This is a genomic window from Enterococcus sp. DIV0876, from assembly GCF_050529585.1.
Taxonomy (GTDB): Bacteria; Bacillota; Bacilli; order Lactobacillales; family Enterococcaceae; genus Enterococcus_D.
The window spans coordinates 423616-440043 of sequence record NZ_CP172882.1; the positions used below are offsets into that span (position 1 = coordinate 423616).

General features: G+C 42.0%; 12 protein-coding genes. 4 read left to right on the forward strand and 8 right to left on the reverse strand.

Annotated elements, in window-relative coordinates; genetic code table 11:
• The first annotated feature begins 34 nt into the window (after positions 1-34).
• On the forward strand, positions 35-2866 hold the full coding sequence (locus IGI41_RS02035) for an endo-beta-N-acetylglucosaminidase (protein ID WP_430611013.1): 2832 nt from the start codon (positions 35-37) through the stop codon (positions 2864-2866).
• 410 nt (positions 2867-3276) lie between these two features.
• Here IGI41_RS02035 and IGI41_RS02040 read toward each other — a convergent pair whose 3' ends face one another.
• From IGI41_RS02040 to IGI41_RS02055, 4 genes are read right to left on the reverse strand one after another with little or no spacing between them, the layout of a single operon-like run.
• On the reverse strand, positions 3277-3939 hold the full coding sequence (locus IGI41_RS02040; protein WP_430611014.1) for an ABC transporter permease: 663 nt from the start codon (positions 3937-3939) through the stop codon (positions 3277-3279).
• 4 nt (positions 3940-3943) lie between these two features.
• On the reverse strand, positions 3944-4864 hold the full coding sequence (locus IGI41_RS02045; RefSeq protein ID WP_430611016.1) for an osmoprotectant ABC transporter substrate-binding protein: 921 nt from the start codon (positions 4862-4864) through the stop codon (positions 3944-3946).
• Positions 4864-5499, reverse strand: a complete 636-nt coding sequence (locus tag IGI41_RS02050; RefSeq protein WP_430611017.1) for an ABC transporter permease — start codon at positions 5497-5499, stop codon at positions 4864-4866. The genes IGI41_RS02045 and IGI41_RS02050 overlap by 1 nt, the downstream gene beginning before the upstream one ends.
• A gap of 3 nt (positions 5500-5502) precedes the next feature.
• Positions 5503-6678: a betaine/proline/choline family ABC transporter ATP-binding protein gene (locus IGI41_RS02055; protein ID WP_430611018.1), complete on the reverse strand. Its 1176-nt coding sequence runs from the start codon at positions 6676-6678 to the stop codon at positions 5503-5505.
• Between the two features lie 387 nt (positions 6679-7065).
• Here IGI41_RS02055 and IGI41_RS02060 point away from each other — a divergent pair, with 387 nt between their 5' ends.
• The 3 genes from IGI41_RS02060 (at position 7066) to IGI41_RS02070 (ending at position 11731) form a co-directional block, all read left to right on the forward strand.
• A complete protein-coding gene (locus IGI41_RS02060; protein ID WP_430611020.1) occupies positions 7066-7971 on the forward strand; it encodes an ROK family protein in 906 nt (301 codons plus the stop codon).
• A gap of 137 nt (positions 7972-8108) precedes the next feature.
• Complete coding sequence (locus IGI41_RS02065) at positions 8109-10403, forward strand: helix-turn-helix domain-containing protein (protein ID WP_430611022.1); 2295 nt, start codon at positions 8109-8111, stop codon at positions 10401-10403.
• Positions 10400-11731: a family 20 glycosylhydrolase gene (locus tag IGI41_RS02070; RefSeq protein ID WP_430611023.1), complete on the forward strand. Its 1332-nt coding sequence runs from the start codon at positions 10400-10402 to the stop codon at positions 11729-11731. The genes IGI41_RS02065 and IGI41_RS02070 overlap by 4 nt, the downstream gene beginning before the upstream one ends.
• A gap of 165 nt (positions 11732-11896) precedes the next feature.
• Here the strand turns inward: IGI41_RS02070 and IGI41_RS02075 are convergent, their stop codons facing one another.
• The 4 genes from IGI41_RS02075 to IGI41_RS02090 are packed head-to-tail and all read right to left on the reverse strand — an operon-like array spanning position 11897 to position 16255.
• Positions 11897-13201, reverse strand: coding sequence for an alpha-L-fucosidase (locus IGI41_RS02075; RefSeq protein WP_430611024.1), 1305 nt, complete (start codon positions 13199-13201; stop codon positions 11897-11899).
• 24 nt (positions 13202-13225) lie between these two features.
• On the reverse strand, positions 13226-13714 hold the full coding sequence (locus tag IGI41_RS02080; RefSeq protein WP_430611025.1) for a hypothetical protein: 489 nt from the start codon (positions 13712-13714) through the stop codon (positions 13226-13228).
• A gap of 20 nt (positions 13715-13734) precedes the next feature.
• Positions 13735-15609, reverse strand: a complete 1875-nt coding sequence (locus IGI41_RS02085) for a beta-N-acetylhexosaminidase (protein ID WP_430611026.1) — start codon at positions 15607-15609, stop codon at positions 13735-13737.
• 16 nt (positions 15610-15625) lie between these two features.
• Positions 15626-16255 (reverse strand): YesL family protein, encoded by a 630-nt coding sequence (locus tag IGI41_RS02090; RefSeq protein WP_430611027.1) that lies wholly within the window; start codon positions 16253-16255, stop codon positions 15626-15628.
• Positions 16256-16428 lie beyond the last annotated feature (173 nt).

Below are 16428 nucleotides of genomic sequence, written 5' to 3' on the forward strand. Positions count from 1 at the left end.
CGAGTGAGTGAATAGAATATAAGGAGGAAGAAGCGTGAAAAGTAGTGTAAAAAAGGTAGGGGCAGCGATACTTCTGCTGGCCGCTTCCGCACAACTTGCGGGCTGCAATCAAAGTGAAGCAGAAACAGCAGAAACGAAGTATAAGGAAACAGCAAAAAGTACGATCGAAAAGGCAATGGATAATCAACCAGAGTCTTCATACTGGTTTCCTGAAGATTTATTGGCATGGTCATTCGCAGATGATCCTGACGCAAAATACAATACCAGTGTTGTCCCATTAGCTGAAAGGGTGGACAAGGATAGTTTGCCGCAAATGAATGACACGCAGCATGCAGAAACCAAAGTCGTTGCATTGTCGATCATGAACAGCAGTACCAGCGGCAACGCGCCGCGAGGCATCAACACCTTCGATGCCAATGTCTTTTCGTATTGGCAATATATCGATCAATTGGTTTATTGGGGTGGTTCTTCAGGGGAAGGGATCATCGTGCCACCAAGTCCAGATGTGACAGATGCGGCCCACAAGAACGGGGTGCCTGTACTAGGTACGGTCTTTTTCCCGCAGACGGCCCATGGTGGTAAGCTGGAGTGGTTAGACACATTCTTAGAAAAAGATGATCAAGGCAAATTCCCTATCGTGGACAAATTGATCGAAGTTGCTGAGACCTATGGGTTCGATGGATGGTTCTTTAACCAAGAAACAGATACAGTTGTGACGAGTTTTGATGAAGCTTCTGATGGCAGTACACAAGACACATCAGCTGAAGACGGTTTGAATGAAGCCCATGCCAAAGCGATGCAAGAATTGATTGCGCAATTCAAAGAACAAGCCAAAGACAGTTTAGATATCATGTGGTACGATTCGATGACAACAGATGGGAAGATGGATTGGCAAAATGCGTTGACAGATGAGAATAAAGACTACTTAGTCAATGCTGACATGGAACCTTTATCAGATAGCATGTTCCTTAATTTTTGGTGGACAAGTGATCGTCTGGCGGATCAAGAATTATTGAAGGCATCGAATGAAAAAGCCAAAGAAATCGGCTTTGATCCCTATAACTTATTGGCAGGGATCGATGTCCAAGAAAATGGCTATTCAACACCCGTTCGCTGGGATCTCTTCACAGATGATCAGGGTATTCCCTATACTTCATTGGGCTTATATGTACCTAGTTGGACCTATACATCATCCAGTACGCCGGATGATTTCCAAGCCAAAGAAAATGCCTTTTGGGTCAATACTTCAGGTGATCCACGTGAAAGTCAATTACCGGAAGATACAGAATGGCCAGGCATTTCAACCTATGCGCTGGAACAAACGGCAATCACCTCTTCGCCTTTTGTCACAAATTTCAATCTAGGCAATGGCTATAATTATTTTATCGAAGGTGAAAAAGTGTCCAGCCGCAATTGGAATAACCGCAGTTTACAAGATATCCTGCCGACATATCGTTGGGTATTTGACCATGAAGAAGGCAACCAGCTAACGGTATCTGTCAATTATGCTGATGCATATAATGGCGGAAATGCCTTGAAGCTTAGAGGACAAATGACGGAAGGGGCAACGAGTCAAATGGCCCTATATCATGCCCAAATCAATCTTGATGCAGCAACCAAAATCACCACCACGGCCAAAGCAACAGATAAAACCGCATTGTCAGTGGTACTCACATTTAAAGATGGCAGTCAAGAAATCGTTACAGGCGATCAAGAGGTCGGAACAGATTGGACGACTATTAGTTATGATGTGAAAGAATTTGCAGATAAAACGGTGACAGATATTGGATTAGCCATTCGCAGCGATGCAACGAATGATGTATATGAAATGAATCTGGGGCAATTGACCATCGGAGATCATCAAGAAAGCCAAATGGGTGTCGACAACTTGCAAGTAGAAGATGTTTTATTTGATGAAGAAGAAGGCAATTATGCAGGCGTTCGCTTTACGTGGGAAGCAACTACAGATGAAGCCAGCTTTTATGAGTTGTATCAAATCAATGAAGATGGTAGCCGTTCATTCTTAGGCGCGACCCCTTCAGAGAATTTCTATTTGAATGCCTTGGACCGACAAGATACGGATACAACAGTATTTGCTGTTTTACCAGTCGATCAATATGGCAAAAGAGGTGCGTTGTCTGATACAGTCGAGATTACTTGGCCAGACAATCAAGTACCAAAAGCATCCTTCACAGCCTCCAAAACATTGGCAGCTCCTGGGGAAACGATCACTTTCACCAACACATCATCTAGCAATACCGAAGAGGTGAGTTGGTCATTTGAAGGAGGAAATATTGAGTCAAGTACCGATGACAATCCACAAGTGACGTTTGATCAAGCTGGCACTTATACTGTCACGTTAACAGCCAAAAATGCATCAGGAGAAACACCGCTCGAAATGACCGATTTGATCACGATTCGTGAGGACGCCCCTAAAGAATTAACGCTGTTATCAGAAGGGGCAGCGGTTAGCGCAAGTTCGTTTGTCAATGATGCAGAAGCGCCTGAGTTTGCAGTGGACGGTGATACCAGCACCAAGTGGTGTGCCACTGGCAACGGGCCACATGAATTGACGATTGATTTGGGCAGTGTCCAGATAGTCAGCGAGGTCCATATTGCCCATGCCGAAGCAGGCGGCGAAAGTCCCGATATGAACAGCCGGGCGTATACGATTTTGGTGAGTGAGGACGGCAAAACGTTTGAAGCAGTTTCCCGTACATTAACAAACGAAAGCGCGGAAACAAACAATACTTTTGCGGCAAAAGAGGTCCGTTATGTGAAGCTTAGCATCGATAAGCCGACACAAGGTGCAGACTCTGCAGCGAGGATTTATGAAGCGCAAGTTTATGGGATGGAAAGAGAATAAAGCATAGTGCCAAAAGCCTGGACGATCTATTCTGGATCGTGCAGGCTTTTGGCGTATGTTTAGCGCTATTGCTGATTGAAAATAAGACTGATTTTCTGACAAAAAATGCAGCATTGCTTGATCAAATGCATAGATAGCCGTTTCAAGGCTTTTTTCACCATCTTGAATAAGCGGTATTCAGCATCAATATCAATTCGGGATAGTCTGCCACAGGGGGATTCTTTTCAATTGCTGCATAAGGAACTGATTTTGATCTTCTTACAGGAATCAATTGTTCTGCTGTGTCACTGTATGAAAAAAACACGCCTCAGATAAATGAATCATGTCCTGCACGGGAGCAGGTGCCATGCATTCAGTTTTATCTGAGACGTGTTTTTCTATTTTTTAGAACCGGATGATTCGGTTGATTTTTATTTCGATGTCCGACTTGCAGGATCTAATCGACGTTCAATGAAACTCAATCCTAAGTCAGTAATGATGGCCATCAATGCAGTAGGCAATGCACCTGCTAAGATAATCGAGGCGCCATCTGTAGCGTTCGTTCCCCGAATAATGATATCACCTAGACCACCAGCACCCACAAATGCGCCTATGGCAGTAATACCGATTGCCACGACTAAGGCATTCCTGACCCCAGCCATGATCACCGATACAGACAATGGCAATTCAATCATGTAGAGACGTTGCCAACTGGTCATGCCCATTCCCTTACCGACATCCAATGTATTGCGGTCAACTTGGCGCATACCAGTATAAGTGTTTTTGATGATTGGCAATAAAGAATAAAGGAAAATCGTCAAAATCACGACATTGACACCAAGCCCCATGCCGATCATCAAAATGGAAATCATCGCCAAGGAAGGAATGGTTTGGATGATATTCGCGAAACGAATCACCCAGTCTGCCAAACGTATTTTTTTCGAAATCAAAATACCGATCGGGATGCCCGCAATCGATGCAAAAAGGACACCGTAAATCGAAATCAAGAAATGGCGGAGAAATTGCGTGAAAACATAGCCGCCATTTTCTTGGAAGTAAAACAGAAATTGTTGCAGTAAATTCATGTCAGCCATAGGATCACTCTCCTTCAAAATAATGATTTTCTTTTAAGAAACGTTCCGCAACAACGGTAGGTTCCAATAAATCATTGTCGACTTGGTAGTTCAATTCTTGCATTTTTTCTGTATCGATCGTACCAGCTAATCGATTCAATGCATCACCCACTTCAGGGGTTTCTTCCAATAATTTGTTGTCAACGATCGGTGCAGCATCATAAGGTGGGAAGAAATGGAGATCATCTTCTAACATCACAAGATCATAACTACCGATCCGGCCATCTGTCGAATAACCTAGAACAATATCCATTTTCCCGTTATCTACTGCATCGTACACTAAACCAATTTGCATCGGTAAAATATTTTGGAAAGAAAAACCATAGGTTTCTTGGAAACCGTCATATCCATCACCGACACGGGTGATCCATGCGGTATCAACGCCGGCCACCAATTGGTCTGCAACATCTTTTAAGTCACTGACTTTTTCTAAGCCGTATTCTTCAGCTGTATCTTTGCGTACTAAGAAGACATAGGTATTATCAAAACCGTAAGAAGGAAACCAAGTTTGATCAAAGCGTTTCGTAAATTCTGATTGGACCTTCTCAAAAGCCGCATCAGGGTCTGATTCTGGTTCTAATCCTAATGTTGTGGTCAAGTCCGTACCTGTATAACGAGCAGCAGAGATCGAGGCATCCCCATTCATCATCGCTTGGTGGTTGATCGTCGTAGTGGCCAAGTTATTGATCACTGTCGTGTTTTTATCTGTATAATGTTCCACCATTCCAGCAACGATCGCGCCAAGGATTTGTGCTTCTGAAGTAATGCCGCCTGTGATGGCAATCGTATCATCCGTCGATGTCGATGCCAAACCTGGGAAAGAACAACCGGATAGTAAAACGAGACCCATAGAAAAGAGCAGGGCTAATTTTGCTTTGATTTTCATTAGGCATCCCCCCTTAAAGCCACCGGTGTGAGTTTGTTTTCCAATAAACCAAGTAACCAGTCAGCCAATAAGGCAAAAATCGTTACAGGGATCGTACCGGCAAAAATCAATGGTGGCTGGTAATTGTTCAATCCGCTAAATATCAAGTCACCCAGTCCGCCAGCGCCAATGTAAGACGCCAACGTTGCCCATGCCAATACATAGACAGCCGATAAGCGGATCCCTGCCATGATCGTTGGGATCGCCAACGGCAACTCCACACTAATGATCGATTGAAAGTTGGTCATCCCCATACCTTTAGCGACATCTCGGTAGTTCCAGTCGACATTTTTCATCCCGATATAGGTATTGCGCAAAATCGGCAACAATGAATAAATGAAGAGGGCCGCGATCGCAGGGACTTTCCCGACACCTAGAATTGGAATCATCAATGCCAACAAAGCCAACGAAGGGACCGTTTGTAACGCACTAGTAATGCCAATGACGATGGTTGCCGCTTTAGGAAAACGAGTCAAAATCACACCGATAGGCACTGCGACGATGATACCAAGGAGTAATGCGGCAAATGAGATATATAAATGTTCGATACTTTTACTGACGATTTGACCGCCATATTGATCTATGAAGCTTTGCATGGACTAGACCCCCTCTGTTTCAGCTGGTTTCACTGATTCGATGGCGTCTGAGATGGAAGGCTCATCGCCCCAAATCACATCATAAACAATATCCACCAAAGAAGCACGGGTCAAGATCCCAACAAGATGCTTGTCAGCATCGACGACGGGTACATATTTTAAGCCGCGTTTCAAAATCCGTTGTAAAGTATCACGCAGCAAAGCTGTTTCCCGTACGAAAAAGACATCTTTATTCAAAATATCTCCTACACTTGTGACTTTGCCGCGGTTGCGGTCGATCGATTCTACATCGATATAGCCTTTCAATACATTGCTGTCATCTGTGACCAATAATGTATCGACCCGTTTTTCCCGCATCAAGCGAATGGCTTCTTGTAATGATTTTTCTGGGGTGATGGCAATTGGTGTATTCAACATCACATCTTTGACTGGTGTGGTATCTGGTTTGGCTTGCAACAAGCGGTCTTCACCAATCAATTCTTCAACAAACGGTGTTGCGGGGTTTCGTAAAATATTGGCAGGAGTATCGAATTGAATGACTTTTCCTTCACTCATGATCACAATTCTGCTTGCCAGCTTCAACGCTTCATCCATATCATGGGTCACGAAAACCACAGTTTTGCCCAATCGCTCTTGCAAGTCTTTGACTAAGTCTTGCAGCGAGTCACGGGTGATCGGGTCCAAAGCCCCAAAAGGTTCGTCCATTAAAATAACATCTTGGTCAGCAGCCAAGGCACGAACGACCCCGATCCGTTGTTGTTGACCGCCGGATAATTCATTTGGATAGCGGTCAAGCATTTCGCGGGGCAATTCCACAAGATCGATCATTTTCTCCGCCGTTTTGTTGCGTTCTTCTTGGCTGACTTTCAATAATTTTTGCACCAATGTGATATTCTCACGTATCGTCATATGCGGCATCAAACCAATACTTTGGATGACATAGCCGATTTTTCGACGCAACTCTACGGGATTGATATCAGTGACGCTTTTCCCATTGATGAGGATCTTTCCCTTTGTTGGATCAGTCATCCGGTTGATCATCCGCATACAGGTGGTTTTCCCACTACCACTCGTACCGATAAAACAAATAAACTCGCCTTTGTCAAAAGACAGGTTCACGTCTTCAACGGCGACTTTGCCGCCTTTATATATTTTGGATACCTGCTGAAACTCAATCATGTTTTCACCTTCTACTTTTATTTAAGTCAAGTATTTTGACTTATAGTCTGTCCTAAGTATGCCGAATAATCGAGTGTTATTCAAATGATTTGCCTTTGTCACCATTGTTTCACGCGGTAATGGCGTAAAGTACATTATCATTTTTTATCAAAAATGAAGAAAAAAGCGAATCCATCATAAAATATCGCAATAGCATGACTCGCAATCGACTGGATCATTTCTAACAAAAAGTGGTGCATTTTGTTTCATCATATCGATTTTCAGTCGTTAAATAAGAGAAAAAGGGCTGTTTTGATGAGATTTACATAGTCGTGAAGAAATTACATATAGGCATATGTCAAAATGACTCCTTATACTAAAGTTACTTTATATAGAAGGAATGGTAGGATGTATATTTTGACAATCGATATTGGCGGCACGGCAATCAAGTTGGGATTAGTAAATGAGCGTGGAACAATTTGTAAGCGCTCTTCATTTTTGATGCCTTCAGATTATACAAAACTGACAACGCAATTACACAACCATATTCAGACAACATATGAACCGAATTTTGTAGGTATTGCGATCAGTAGTACTGGGTTAGTTGATACTAAAACACAAGAAATAGGCATGTCATCTAAACTATATGAAGGTTTTGGCAAGCACTTAGTCAAACATCTGCGTGATCACTTTAAGTGTCCCGTCTATGCTGAGAACGATGGCAATTGCGCCTTACTCGCAGAAAAATGGTTGGGCAACGGAAGGGATTGCAGTGATTTTGCTACGATTGTTTTGGGCACATCTGTTGGGGGTGGCATCATGGTCAACAACCAGCTTGTTCATGGCAAACATTTATTGGCCGGAGAGATCGGGTATATGTTATTCCCCACAGACAAAAAGCCATGGGAGATTTGGAGCATTGTTGGCTCTACCCGGGCATTGGTTGAAGCAGTCAGTGAGCAGAAGGGGCAACAGTTAGATGGCCGCCAGGTATCTGCCCTCTTTGAAAACGGTGATGGACAGGCCCAAGCGAGTGTTCGAGACTTTATTGAAAAGTTGGCTGTCGGCTGTTACACATTGCAATACCTGATAGATCCAGAAAAAATTTTGATTGGCGGTGGCATCAGCAGCAGTTCTTTCTTGCTCCCTGAATTGCAGAAACAAATTCAACGATTAGCTGATACGATACCGAGTACGGTTGTTGTGCCGCAAGTAGAAAGCTGCCTGTTTGGCAATGATTCTAATTTAGTAGGTGCTTGTTATAATTTTTTAGTGCAAAGTGAATTTATAAATAACAAAGCATATAGCTGGTAGGCTCTTGTTTTTTTGAACAGTTTTACTGTATGATAAATAACAGTGAAAGCGTTAAAAAAAGGGATGTTAAATTTAAGCTGTATTGACATGCTTTCGCATAAAAAGTTTGCGGAATCCTATAGATTAGGAGGACAAGGATGGAATATCTATTTAAGAGAAAAGAGCAGAAGATAGTTAGTGGCGTGGGAAAGGCAATTTTTTCTTACTTGATCGTCTTCTTAGTACCATTTTTGATCATCTCTAGTATCTGGTATGTAGCTTCGGTGAAGAGTATCCAACAGCAAGTCGAATTATCGGCAAAAAATCAACTCATACAATTGAAATATTCACTTGAAAATAATTTTATCCAATTAAATTATTTGACCCAAAAAATAAGCGGGGATTATCTGCTGTCCTTAAACTCGATGAGCCATCCATATTATGCCAAGGAAGGCAAAGAGCGATTGCAAGCATATAAGATGACAAGTGAGTTTGTAGAAGAGATCTATCTTCACTATAATGATCGCGAGGATACCTTATACTCTTCAGCAGGCAATTATAACATCGAAACATTTTTGGGCAAAGTTCTGGAAAATGACATGGATCACACACAGCAATTGATCAATCAGCTGAATGTAGATGCACCAACCTTATTAACTGTGAGTGAAGAAGAAACGAATATTCGTTTTTCACGTTTTTTCTATGTCGTCCCTATGCAAAATGATGATTTGCCAGCCTATGGATCAGTTATTTATGAAATCAAGGCATCCAGCTTAAAAAATATGCTGGATTTAACGACCAGTGATGGCGTCTCAACAAATTTTGTTGTAAACGATCATTTTCAAATCGTCGCAAGTACCTCAAAAAATTCGGTAAGTGCAAGCTTTCAAAATAGCGATGTGCTGGAAACCGCCCTTGAGAAACAAATATTTATAGAAGAAAACCAAAAGTATTTCATTCAATCCTTACCAAACACTGATTTGGGTATCTCAGTGGTATCGGTCACCAATATGGAGAGTGCACTAAAAAGTGTCAATCGTGTGCAAAATAGTTTTTTCATCACCTTTATCATCATGCTGATTCTTGGCATTATTGTCGTCGTATTCATCGGTCGTCGAAGTTACAGACCTATTGAACGAATTGAAAGATTGGTGAGGCAATACAATGCCGAGATAGCAGAATCTGCGCTGAGTATAGAAGAGGTTCATACAACATTAGAGGACTTTTTTACAAAACACCAAGAGCTGCATCGGGAAATTCAATTACAAACACCGCATGCAAGAGAGCAAGTGTTGCGCAAATTGATCAGCGATCGATTTTATTCAAGTCATGAATTAGCGCTATTGCTAAAGGCTGTTCATGTTCAATTTCAAGCTACAGACTATTTCGTAATGGTATTGGATGCCAAAACAATCAATGAAAAGGAAAGAAATCAAGAAGCATCTTTTTTGATTGATTCGATTGAACAAGTTGTGACAACGACCTACTCTTCGTATGCTACAGAGATTTTGAGCAGTGAGTTGATTGCGTTGGTCATTGGGTTCACGCAAAAAACCACACAGGAAGCTGTTGTGGAGGAGTTGGTCACGCGTATCTCAAAAAAATGTGATGTTTTGCCTCCGATCGGCATCGGCAATGTTGTGCAAGATTTGACCTCCATGAACGTTTCCTATATAGAGGGGTTAGCCGCATTGGCGTATCATTCTGCTAGTAAAACACCTATTGTTTATTATCGAGAAATCACGTATGAAGAAACCAATAGTACGATCAGCTATCCTGAAGGGAAAAAGCTCAAACTGATTCAAGCCTTGAATCAAGGCAATCGGCAGGTAGCAATGGAAACAGTCCATATGCTTATTTCAGAGATAAGTGCCAAAAATTGTTCAACGTCTGTTCAAAAAATGTATGGGTTTTATTTATTGAATGCCATTGCGCAGACCGGGGGTCAGCTTGTCGGTCAAGAGATTTTGCAAAAAGCGGAAGAAATGGTTGATTTCATCCATTTGACCCAATTAGAGACGAATTTGAACAGCTTGATCGCCATGATTTGTGAGAAAGTTCAAGCGAAACCGCAAGAACATGAAACAAAAATGAATGAAACGATCATCAGCTATACACAAAAGAATTTTACCTCTTCGCAATTGTGCTTAGAAACGATCGCTGAAACATTCGATGTTTCCGTATCGTATGTTAGCCGATTTGTCAAAAAGGAGACGGGGATGACTTTCTCCAAGTATATCCAAATGCTTCGTTTAAACAAGATCAAAGAGGATTTACTCGAAACGGATCTGCCAATCAAGGAAATCATTCAGGAAAATGGCTATTATGATGTATCTAATTATACAAGGAAATTTAGAACGATCGTTGGTGTAACGCCAGGTCAATATCGGACGCTTCACCAACAAACAGGCAATGGATCAAACAAAAAAACAGATGTAGGAGAGAATATATGATCATCTCAGAGTTATTTGTATATCAAAACGATACAAAAGAGGTTGCGGATGCAGTTTGTCAATTGTTAGAAGAAACCAATGTAGACCTAAGCGTATTGGAAAAGCCGATTATTCTTGAAATCGATGCTGAGTTGAACCAAGATGTGCGGGTAGATCCCACTGCGTGCCGGATCGTTGGACGCACTTCTCAAGAGTTGTTTCACGGCGTAACAGCGTACCTGCTTTTGGCCAGCGCAAAAGAAATCGCTCATCCAGTTGCACATACTGCCAAGATCGATGAACGTTGTGTGATGATTGATATCGGACGTAAATTCTATTCGTTGAATGCGTTAAAAGCCCTAATAAGAAGCATGGCTTGGTTTCAATTTACCCATTTACAGCTGCATTTTTCTGAAAATGAAGGGTTTCGCATCGAATCCGACTTGTTTCCAGAAATCGTGTCAGAGGAACACCTTAAAAAGAAAGAAATCAAGGCGCTTATTGCTTATGCCAAAAATTATTTTATCGAGATCATTCCAGATTTAGATTCTCCAGGACATTTGGAACAAGCGTTGAAGACGCATCCAGAATGGCAATTACCAATGGCCTCTGGAGAAAAAGATGTACACGCATTAAACATTTTGAATGCGGAGGCAGTCTCTTTCATGAAAGCTTTGTATGAAGAATATGGAGACTTATTTGCCGAGAGTGCCTATTTTCATATTGGCGGGGATGAGTTTATCGACTTTGATGCATTAGAAAAATATCCTGTCTTAACCGAAGCTGCCAAAGAAAGGTTTGGAGAAAGGGCGAGTGGCATTGAAGTGTTTATCGAATACGTCAATAACATGATTGATCATGTCGCGTCGCTAGGATTTACTGTGCGGGTGTGGAATGATGGCTTCTATCGCTTGAATCGTGACGAACAGGTATCCTTATCTAAAGAGTGTCAAATCTCTTACTGGACTCGTTGGAACCCAAATATGGCTCCAGTTTCTTTCTTCTTTGAAAATGGCTATCAAGTGATTAATCACAATGATAACTTTTTCTATTATGTTTTGGGTGAAGCAGCCGGCTATACGTATCCTACTTATGAAAAAATCCAAGAAACATTCCAATTGACGACCTTTGCAAATAATCAGACTGTAGATGAGAAATGGTTGGATCAAACACCCGCCATAGCGTTGGCCATCTGGGCAGATATCCCAGAGGCGAGAACTGGCCGCGCGGTTATCGAGGATGTATTCTGGATTCAAGCAGCCATGATCCAGAAGGTTTATGGTATCGAACAACCAAAAACGACATTTGCGCCTTTATATGCTGCCTGGCAAAAAGGCTTGATGCAATAAAGCATCGCTAGAAAATTTAGAATCAAAACCCAGCATAAACAAAAACCACTTAGTCTCCATGAAACAACTGGAGACTAAGTGGTTTTTGCATGGTTATGACGTAAATAGCTGCTTGAAGGATCATGGGGAAACCCGCAGTGCATGGATCATCAAATGCAAGAAAGATCATTCTGGTTGTAACGTGATTTCAAGAACTGGAACCAAAACAGTTGGTTTGATCGTAGGGAGCAGCACCAAAAGGTCATCTGGCTGAATCGTTTCTTCTGTGGAGGTAATGACCTCATCAGGATCAAATCCGCGATAAGATATTTCAGAGCCGTCATTGAGTAAATGAATGGCCGCCACCTGATTTGCGATCCCTTTTAAATAAATCTGCTTATATGGATAGGAGAAAATATGCAGATACAATTTGTTGTTGTTTTGCGTATAGCGGCAATCACTTGGCGCAAGGTACTTGCTGGGTCCGCATGAATAGATGGCTCTTTGATGCAGCCGCATCCACTCTCCGATTTCATGCAATCGCTGCAGTGTACGAGAATCAATTTCTCCTCTAGCATTTGGTCCGATATTCATTAGGAAATTGCCATTTTTTGACACGGTATCAATCAACATTTTTATGAGCATGTCACTGGATTTCCATTCTTGGTTGTCACGATCATACCCCCAAGTACCATACATTGTTTGGCAGGCCTCCCAAAGAACTGGCAAGCCGTCCTTTTCAAATGGTTTTTCAGGCTGGAACTGTTCTGGAGTGACCACACCATGGCCGAGACCGAGTCGATCATTTAGTAACATTTCAGGTTGATGTTTACGACAGATAGCTGCCAACCGTTCGCTGTCCCAATCTTGGGCACCTTTTCCTTTTGACCAGCCCCAATCTCGATGACTGTATGGAAAATCGAACCACATATAGTCGATCTTGCCGTAATTGGTGACCAATTCTTCTACTTGTCCGGCAATGAAATCTTGATAGATCCGGATGTCTCTTTGCTCATTTTTGGCTCTTTCAACTTGATTGTCTCTTTGTGGGTGTAAGCCGTCTAAGGTAAAGTGAGGATGGTACCAGTCAATCAAGGAGTGATACAGTCCAACTTTGATTCCTTCTGCTCTAAAAGCCGGCAGTAGCTCCGCAAGAAAATCTCGTTTGAAGGAAGTATTGGTTACTTTATAATCAGTCAGTTGGCTATCCCAAAGTGCGAAGCCTTCGTGATGTTTGGTCGTAAAAACCATATAGCGTACACCAGCTTTTTTGGCTTCGGCGGCCCATGTTTTTGCATCAAATAAATCAGGATCAAAAAAATCGAAATACCTTTTTCGGTAGTCTTTTGGCTCGATTTTCTCCGTTGTCATATACCATTCATGACGCGCGCCAATACTAAACAACCCAAAGTGAATAAATAAGCCGAAACGGTCCTGGATGAACCATTCAGGTGAAGGGTAAGCGGTGGGCCAATTTGCAAATTGTGTCATTGTCTCGTACTCCTTTTGATTCAATCAGTCAAGAAATTCTGTATTGGTCATGACTGTTTGTTGTATTTTCCATTCAGCACCTTCTTTGATAAACGTGTGATGGGCTTGCGTAATATGGTTTCGATAGTTATTTTCGCCTAGGTTGATCGTTTTTTGCTGGGCAGCAACGAGCATGGTGTTCGCTTCTTGTTTGATGACTTCAAAAGAAAGCAAGGTATGGGCTAATGTGTATTCGTCAAAGAAAGGGATCATTTCTGCTTTTGTTTCTTCTTCAGCGTGCAACACAAGTGTATCCGTATATGCGTCAATATCTTTCTCAGTCGCTGCTTGCAGGTTCCTTTCTAATAAGACAAAGCATGCTTGGGCAGCTTCTTGATCGGTGATCGCCCCAGTGATTTCAGCTGGCTCGTTGACTTGAGAAGTTGCTTTTGGCGCAGAGAGGTAGAAAGTGATCACCAATCCAATCGCGAATACACTGAAGGTCAATACCCATTTTTTTAAGTGTTTGTTCATATGAAATAATCCTTTCTTGGTTAAACATCTGAAATTTTGCTAGGACTATAAATACCTTGGAATAGATTGCGACCAAAACCTGATGGCGCAGGATAGGGTTCATCAAAGGGCAGTCGGGGACTTTCTAATTCAGGCAGTGATGGGATAGTTCCTGCTAAGTAGTTTTCTAAGCGCCAAATCGTTGTTTGTATCCGCTTGGTCAGCGCTCCATAGCGCAGATCAATGATCTCAAAACCAAAAGGCTTGTACCACTCAAACCAAAGGGATCGATGAGCCTGATACAGATGCTGAAGTTCTGCATGTAGTTGCTGGGCACGGGTTATATGCTGCTGTAACGCGTGACGATCTTTTTTTTGATAGGCTTGAACAAGCGAATGGCCAAAGTCGACTTTAAGAGCCAGCACTACTGCCAATTGTTGATAAAACTGAAACATCGATGCAGTATCAGATGAGGTCGTTATCTGTTGCAAGTCTTTTGCCAATTGTTGGTAATGTGTTTTAAGCGGTTGTGCAGCCAATGTTTCATCGTAAAGACCAAACAATAAATCTTGGTATAGCGCCAATTTGCTTGGATGCGCGCCATGAGGATTGTCTTTGGGAACACCAGGAGTCTGGTCAAAATCTGACAATAAAAAGAAATCATCCGCTTCAAGTTGATGGAATCGCATGAAGCGCACCTTGATATCAGCCAAACTAGGGGTTTCGTGAAACTGGTATTCTGCAAATAGCTGTAACCCCAATAAACTTGAAATGAGCGGTGTTTCTGCTCCGTCATCACCCCACAGTGTCCCATAGACAGTATCGATCTTCTCTTTTTTTGCAGCCGACAATCCAGCCGACATTGTAGCAAATGTTTTGCCATAATTGGGTGCAAGACCATTCCACGTCCAAATTCCTCCAGCGAAAATGGTCGGCCGCTTTAACTTTTTGTGTTCTTTAAAGAGCCGCTGATAGGTTCGTTCCTCGTGATGATAATAATCCCAATAGACCATCTCTACTTCTGGCATTTCTTGAATCAGTTCTTTTGGAAAATGAATCTCCTCATCATAATAATCACCAGTTTTTGAGCCAATGCGAAAGAACATATCACTCCACATCATAGGTTTTAAAGCAAGACGCGCACAGATATCGACGACCTTTTGCAAATGTTTTGTCATAATAGAAAATCGGTCTTCTGGTCCATGCTGGTCATAATAACGGCCTTTGCCTAATTGATGGGCTTCGTCCATGCCAATATGGATTTTATTGGTCGTGAAACTTTGCTGGATCGATCTCAAAGCGGCCTCGATCAAGTGATATGTCTTTGGTTCCCCCACAAGCAAGATATCGTTCGTATCTTTCATCTCCTTTGCAAATCCCCATTTCAATGGATTTGTTAGGTGAGCCAGTGTTTGGATAGCCGGTACCAATTCGATACCTACGATTGCAGCATAGGCATCGAGTGCCTTTATTTCCTCTTGTGTGTATCTCCCTCGGAAATGGCCAAAATACGGATACTCAGGAATCTCATATGTGTCTTCCATATAAAGCATGCAGGTATTTAAGCCCATCTTGGCACAAAGCAACAAGAATCGTTTGGCTTGGGCAATCGTCACGACTGCATTTCTAGAGAGATCAAGCATCGGGCCAATTTTGCTAAATTGCGGCTTTTCCTCTAATTCATACACAGACTCAGGATGGGTGACTAACAGCGTCAATGCTCTAAATAGGTGGGCTTTTTCTTGATAATGAATCGTGGTACCATTCTTTCTTCTAGCAATTTTTAATGGACCTGCTTGCTGGATCAAGGCCAATTTTTCTCCTTCAGCGTCCAATTGGATATTTAATTCAGGGGTCACGATGGGCCAAAAATCTTCTAGATTTGATGCCATAGGTTGTTGTAAACAAATCTTCATGTTTTTTTTTCTTTCATCACTCAGTGACTGTGCTTTTTTTCTCTGCGCGCTGCATCGCCTGGAAAGTAAACCAGCTGATTGGAAAAATAACCATCGGGATGAACGCTGTAATGACCAAAATAGGAAAGAATGTTGCAATGACAGATGCCACAAAAACGCCTAAAACAATCGCCAGTGTTTGCGGAATGCTGATCAGCATCAACATGAATGATAGTTTAAAATACTGGAGATTGCGCAATTGATAGCGTAAGTAAACAGGGAACAGATAAATACCGATCAGTATGCTTGATAAGAAAAACAAGGTGAGAACAAAATGAATCAAACTATTTTGTAAAAAAGTACTGGAGATTCGTAAATCTATCCATAAGAAAGCGATGATCGCAAAGAGTATATACCCTAATTCGTTGGCCGTTTTAAAATGGGCGTGATAGGTCTGTTTAAACCAAGGATAGATACGAACGGGAACCTCTTTTTTTTGAAAAACCAACAAAAAATAGTCCATGACAGTAGCCGCTGCTGGAAAGATACCTAAGAGTATGCCCCCTCTCACTATATAAAACAGGCAGATAAATTGCAGTTTTATCAATAAGAGCAACCAGTCCCCTAACTGATATGAAAAACGATATAGTTGTTTGTTTTCTTCCATATAAATCCCTCCATTTGTTTAAAATGTTAGCACTTACATTGTTGATTGAATAGGGCAGAATCAATAGAACATAGTCAAGCCATATTTTACATAGTCAAAAAAAGTGAAGGCGCTAGTTCTTGCCTCATCGCTTCTCTTCGATCGTAAGCGGCGATTGCTTGTTTTGACATAAG